We start from the raw sequence: 6,464 nt of genomic DNA, 5'->3' as shown, positions 1-6,464 counted from the left end.
GCCCCGTCCCGCGCGGGCGGCCGGCGGCCGGGCCCGCGGCGGGCGCCGCCTCCGCCTCCGGACGGCCCGGCGGACGTCCCATGAAGGCCGCCGTCCAGACGCGGCTCATCGTGTAGAGGGTCAGCAGACTGGTGAACAGGGCGGTCCCGGCGAGGGCGTAGGCGGCCGGCGCGCCCTGGGCGACGGCCGCCTGGAGCAGGGCCAGCTTGGCGACGAAGCCCGAGAACGGCGGGATGCCGGACAGGCTGAGGGCGGGCACGAGGAACAGCGTCACGACGACCGGGCCGGGACGCGGCCACCGTTTCAGACGGTGCAGCGCCGCGGTGTCGGTGCGGAACACGATCAGGTCCACCACCAGGAACAACGCCGCCTGGACGATGATGTGATGGACGATGTAGAGAATGGTGCCGGTCAGCCCCGGGGTGTCGAACAGGGCCAGCCCGAACAGCATGAAACCGATGTGGCTGACCAGCGTGAAGGACAGCAGCCGGTTCAGGTCGTCCTGGGCGAGGGCACCGAGGATCCCCAGAAGCATGGTGACGATCGCCGCACACGCCAGCAGGACCCACACGTCCGTGCGGGGAAAGAGCAGCGTCTGGGTGCGCAGCAGCGCGTACACGCCGACCTTCGTCAGCAGCGCGGCGAAGACGGCGGTGATCGGCGCGGGAGCGGTCGGATAGCTGTCGGGCAGCCAGAAGTGGAGCGGCACGATCGCCGCCTTGATGCCGAGCACGGACAGCAGCAGCAGGGCGAGCGCGGAGCGCAGACCGTCCGGCAGTTCCGCGATCCGCGGGCCGAGCTGCGCCAGGGTGACCGTGCCGGTGGCCGAGTACACCAGCGCCACCAGCGACAGGAACAGCAGCGACGACGTCAGACTGACGATGGTGTACGTCATCCCCGCGCGGGTGCGGTTCTCGTCACCGTCCAGCGTGATCAGGACGTAGGAGGCCGCGAGCATCACCTCGAAGGCGACGAACAGGTTGAACAGGTCGCCGGTGAGGAACGCCAGGCTCATGCCCGTGACGAGCACCAGGTAGGCCGGGTGGAAGACCACGGCGGCGCTGCGGCGCTCCTCCGCCGTGCCCTGCCCGATGGCGAACAGCAGCACGGCCAGCGCCACCAGCGCCGAGACGGTCAGCAGCAGGGCCGACAGCCGGTCGGCCACCAGGGTGACCCCGACCGGTGCGGGCCAGCCCCCGGCGTGCAGGGTCTGCGGCCCGTCCCGGTCGGCCAGCACGAGGAGCGCCGCGCCGCACGCGGCCACCGCCGCGAGGAGACCGACGCCGCTCGCGCGGACCACCGCACGGGGAAGGCCGAGCAGGGAGGCACCGGCGCCGAGGGCCGGCAGCACGACGGGCAGCGCGAGCAGGACCGCGGTCATCGGTCTCCCTCCGAGGCGGTGTCGTCCACGGTCCGGCCGCCGTCCACGCCGTCCTCGTCACGGTCGCCGAAGGTGCCGATGCGCCGGTCCTCGATGTCGTCGCGCACCTCGTCGTGCCCCGTCAGACGCCACGACCGGTAGGCCAGGGCCATCAGGAACGCCGTGAGACCGAACGTGATGACGATCGCCGTCAGCGCCATCGCCTGGGGCAGCGGGTCGGCCATGCGCCCCGGCACGGGGGACCCGTCCTCCAGCACCGGGGGTCGGCCGGGCGTGCCCCCGGCCACCAGGAGCAGCAGATTCGTCCCATGGCCCAGCAGGACGAACCCGAGGACGATCCGCATCAGCGACCGTTGCAGCATCAGGTAGAAGCCGATGGCGAACAGCGTGCCGACCACGAGTGCCATGGTCACGTCGACCGGACTCACCGTGCCCCCTCCGCCGTCGCGCCGTCGTCGGCGGGACCGGCCCCGTCCGCCTCGGCCATGTCCCGGCCGAGGGAGACGCCCAGCGCCGACAGCAATTTCAGGACGACACCGACGACCAGCAGATAGACGCCGATGTCGAAGAACACGCTGGTCGCGAACTTCACCGTGCCCAGGACCGGCGGATGCAGCGTCACCACCGTGCTCTCCAGCAGGGTCCCGCCGAACAGGAGCGGAACCGTCCCCGCCACGGCGGCGAGCAGCAGCCCCGAGCCGGCGACCGCGCTCGCGGGCGCCCGGACGGCGGCACGGAGATCGGCCCGCCCGCCCACCAGGTACCGCAGGACGAACGCCTGACTCGCCACCAGACCCCCGGCGAACCCGCCGCCGGGACCGTAGTGGCCGGAGAACAGCAGGAACAGCGACAGCACCAGGATGGACGGGAACACCAGGCGGGTGACGACCTCCAGCAGCAACGAGCGCTCACCGCCCGGACGTTCGGTCGCCCCGGGCAGCCAGGTCCGCGCCGGCTCGTCCCAGTGGGCCGTCGGAGCCGTGCCGCCCGGACCGCCGGACGTCCGCGCGGGACCGCGCACGCCCACCCGGATCAGGCTCACGGCGCCGACCGCCGTCACCAGGAGCACCGAGATCTCCCCCAGCGTGTCGAGCGCCCGGAAGTCGACGATGATCGTGTTGACGATGTTGTCGCCGCCCGTCTCTTTCATACGCTCCGCGTAGCCCGACGAGACGGCCGGTGCCGTGCGCGCGGCGGACGCCACCAGCGTGAACCAGGTGACGAGGATCCCCACCGCGCCGGCCGCCGCCGCCCGCACCAGACGCACCCTGGCCGCCGTCCGGCCGGGACTGAACCGGGCGGGCATCCGGCGCAGCACCAGGACCACCACCACCAGGGTCATGGTCTCCACCAGGAACTGGGTCAGCGCCAGGTCCGGCGCGCCCCGCACCAGGAACACCCCGGCCACGCCGTAGCCGACCGCACCGGTCAGCAGGAGACCGGTCAGCCGGTGCCGCGAGCCCACCACCGCGGCCGCCGCCGTCAGCACCACCACGGCCAGGATCGTCTCCAGGGGCGACCACCACGCCGGCGGCGAGCCCGGCGGGGACGCGCCCGCCAGCAGCGCCGTGCCGGGCACGAGGACCACCGTCGCCAGCAGCACCGTCAGGTAGACCGGCACCGACCCGACCTGGGTGTGCCTGGTCACGGCCACGGCCAGCCGGTCGGCCGCCGCGACCGTGCGGTCGTACGCGCGCTGCACATCGGGCAGGCTCGGCACGACGGGCAGCGAACGCCGCCCCAGGTGCACCAGCGCGCCGAGCGTCAGCGTCAGCGCCGACAGCCCCAGCACGGGGGTGAGACCGTGCCACAGGGACAGCTCGTACGGCCCATCCGGGCCCGGCGGGTAGGCGTCGGCGTAGGCGCCCGCCAGGGCCGCGGTGCCCGCGTAGCCGACGCCCAGGGCCAGTCCCGCCCCGGCCAGCACCGCCACCGGCGCGACGAAGCCGGCCTCGGGCCGCTCCGCCCGGGTCACCGGACCCCCGGGCCTGCCGCCGAACGCCCCCTGCACGAACCGCGCGGCGTACGCCACGGTCAGCGCGGACCCGGCCACGAGCACCGCCGTCAGCCACCCGTGCCCGGCGAGGTGGGAACCGCCGTGCAGGAAGGCTTCGAAGTACGCCTCCTTGCCCAGGTAGCCGACCAGCGGCGGGATCCCGGCCATCGACGCGGCGGCGAGCGCCGAGGCCGCGAAGAGCACGGGCATGCGGCGCCCCGCGCCGGACAGTTCACGGACGTCCCGGGTCCCCGTTTGGCGGTCCAGGATCCCCACGGACAGGAACAGGGCCGCCTTGAACGCCGCGTGCGCGAGCAGCATGACCGCTCCGGCCAGCGCGGCCGTCCGCGTGCCGGCCCCCAGCAGGGCGACGAGCAGGCCCAGTTCGCTGATCGTGCCGTAGGCCAGCAGCAGCTTCAGGTCGGTCGCGCGCAGGGCCCGCCACGCGGCCGCCACCATCGTCGTCAGACCCACCGCGAGCACCATCGGCCGCCACGGAGCCGTCTCCGCCAGGGCGGGAGCCAGCCGGGCGATCAGGTACACGCCGGCCTTGACCATGGCGGCCGCGTGCAGGTAGGCGCTCACCGGTGTGGGCGCCACCATGGCCGCGGGCAGCCAGCCGTGCAGCGGCATCTGCGCGGACTTGGCGAACGCCCCGATCAGGACGAGCACCACGGCCGCGGAGACCGCGCCGCCCTGGGGCGGGTCGGCGAGGATCCCGGAGATCCGGTACGTCCCGGCCGCCCGGCCGAGCAGGATCAGACCGAGCAGCATCACCAGACCGCCGGCCGTGGTCACCAGCAGCGCCTGCCGGGCGGCGCGCCGCTCCTCCCGGTCGTCCCCGCGCCCGGCGATGAGCACGAACGAGGCGACGGTGGTCAGTTCCCAGAAGACGTACAGCACGAAGACGTTGTCGGCCAGGACGAGTCCGGTCATGGCGCCGGCGAAGGCGAGCAGCACGGCTGCCAGACGGCCGGTGTCCCGTTCGACGTAGTACCGGCAGTACAGCAGCACCAGGGCTCCCACCCCGGCGACGATCCACAGCATCAGCAGGGACAGCGCGTCCAGCCGCAGGTCGACCGTCAGCCCCAGTGAGGGGGCCCACGACAGGCTCTCCCGGTAGTCACCGCCGTCCAGGACGCGCGCGGCGCGCGTGCCCGCCCAGACCACGGCCGCCAGCGGCACGAGCGCCGCCACCACCCACACCGTGCGGCCGAGTCGCCGCTGCCACCAGGGAAGGGACGCTGCGACCGCCGCGTGCGCAGCCAGCAGGAACAGCACCGCACCAACTCCTCCGCCTCGTCCCGGCCCGCCGCCGCGTGCCCGGCCCGTCCGGACCGGTCCCTCCAAGCCCTATCCCGAGCGCCGGTCGAGGGTGCCCGGCACCGGGGCAATCAATCCCTCCGGTTGGTGCAAACGGGTGCAGTACGCCCCACCGGAACCGCCCGGGACCGCCAGGGACCGCCCTGTGCCGCCCCGCACGGCCCGGAGCGGCCGACGTCAGGTGTTGAGCCGCCAGATCGCGAAGTTGAGGGACGCCGCGTACAGCACCCACAGCGCGTACGGCACGAGCAGGAGCGCGGCCACCGGGCTGCGGCGGCGGAACAGCAGCATCGTGACGGCGAGCGCGGCCAGCAGCAGGCAGATGTCCAGGAACGCCAGGCCGTACCGGTCGGCGCCGAAGAACAGCGGCGTCCAGGCCAGGTTCAACGCGAGCTGCAGGCCCCAGAACGCCATCTCCTTCCTGGCCGCCGCCAGGGGGCGGTGACGCAGCACGAGCCAGGCGGAGAACGCGATGGTGGCGTACAGCACCGTCCAGACCGGGCCGAACAGCCAGGAGGGAGGAGCCCAGGCGGGGCGGTCGAGCGAGCGGTACGTGCTCCCCGAGTCCGACGCCGCCAGGCCGCCCAGGGCGGCCACCGCGTAGCAGACCGCGAGGAGCAGGACGAGGAGCAGCAGCGGCCGGCGCGAGGCGGAGCGGCGCCGGTCCTGGTCGGGTGGAGCCTGGGTCACCTGCGGTCTCCCGTCGTCGCGTGTGCGGTGTGCCGCCCGGGTGCCCCCGGCCCGCTTTCGGATGCACGGCGCGCCGCACACGCCCCCACGCTCCGGCACCCTGTGGAGCGGGAGCGGGGAACCCGGACACTGCGCTCTGTCCCCGCCGTCAGCCCGGGAAACGCCCCGTGCTGCGCAGCGTCCAGCGCCGCTCCGCGTAGGCCAGGTCGTCGCGCCACAGGCGTCCGGCCGTGCGCCGCATCAGCGGACGCAGCGCCGGGGCGGCGGCCCGGGCGAGGCGGAAGCCGCGCCGGTCCGAGGTGGCGACGACCGCCTCGACCACCGCGGTCCGCGGGGCGGGGTCGCCCTCGCCGGTCAGCGGCGTGGCATGCGTCTCCACCACGGACGTCACCCCCTCGCCCTCGGTGATGCGCATCACGACCGTGCGCGGGTCCGGTGCGGTGAACTCCGCCCGCACCGGCACCACCAGACGGCCCGCCACCCGGAAGGAGACGTCGACGACGAAGGCGTCGCCGTCGTCACCGTCCGGCTCCCGCACCACCGACAGGTCCACGAACGAGTACGGGTGGAACCACGAGCCGTGCCACGGATCCAGCCGGTTGGCGACCACGTCCTGCGGTTCGCAGCGCCCCACGGCCGTGAACACGGCGTCCACCCCGCCGCCCGGCCGGGGCCGGGCGGGCACCGCGGGCCGCTCCGAGGGCTCCTCCCCGCCGACCGCGTCCAGCCGCACCCACACGAGCACCCCGTCGTCGTGCACGGGATACGGTTCCCAGCCGGCGAACGGGCCGCCGTCCAGGGCCAGTCCGTGCCAGTGGCACACCAGCGTGCCGCACACCACCCGGCTGTCGCGCAGCGGCGCCCCCAGGTGCGGGCAGACACCGGGCCCCGCCCGCAGCTCACCCGTGTCCGTGCGCCACAGCACGACCTCGACGCCGCCCACCGTCCGGCCGTACGGCCGCCCGCCGGCCCGTACGTCCCGAGACGCGCCGACGACGAACCAGTTCCCGGACGGACGGGCCGAGGCGCGTTTCAGCGCGCCGGCGATCAGCGCCGGGCGGGCCCGGCGCCATG

At 74.4% G+C, this 6,464-nt stretch carries 5 protein-coding genes; all 5 read right to left on the bottom strand.

Going from position 1 to position 6,464, the window contains the following annotated elements; genetic code table 11:
* The coding region (locus G3I53_RS17855; protein WP_164438543.1) for a Na+/H+ antiporter subunit D at positions 1-1,381 on the bottom strand (1,381 nt) is incomplete at its 3' end.
* A complete protein-coding gene (locus G3I53_RS17850; RefSeq protein ID WP_343239606.1) occupies positions 1,378-1,809 on the bottom strand; it encodes a Na(+)/H(+) antiporter subunit C in 432 nt (143 codons plus the stop codon). The genes G3I53_RS17855 and G3I53_RS17850, both read right to left, overlap by 4 nt.
* Entirely contained in the window at positions 1,806-4,658 is a 2,853-nt protein-coding gene (locus tag G3I53_RS17845) for a Na+/H+ antiporter subunit A (RefSeq protein WP_164438542.1), read from the bottom strand. The genes G3I53_RS17850 and G3I53_RS17845 overlap by 4 nt, the downstream gene beginning before the upstream one ends.
* A 219-nt stretch (positions 4,659-4,877) precedes the next feature.
* The gene (locus tag G3I53_RS17840) at positions 4,878-5,390 is read right to left on the bottom strand and encodes a TspO/MBR family protein (RefSeq protein WP_164335031.1); all 513 of its coding nucleotides are present in this window, start codon (positions 5,388-5,390) and stop codon (positions 4,878-4,880) included.
* Positions 5,391-5,538: 148 nt separating this feature from the next.
* Positions 5,539-6,464: DUF5914 domain-containing protein (locus tag G3I53_RS17835; RefSeq protein ID WP_164438541.1), on the bottom strand; the 926-nt coding region annotated here is incomplete at its 5' end.

The organism is Streptomyces sp. SID14436 (genome assembly GCF_010548465.1).
Taxonomy (GTDB): domain Bacteria; phylum Actinomycetota; class Actinomycetes; order Streptomycetales; family Streptomycetaceae; genus Streptomyces.
The sequence above is the reverse complement of the archived record's forward strand: the minus strand, read 5'-3'. Positions and strand labels throughout refer to the sequence as shown.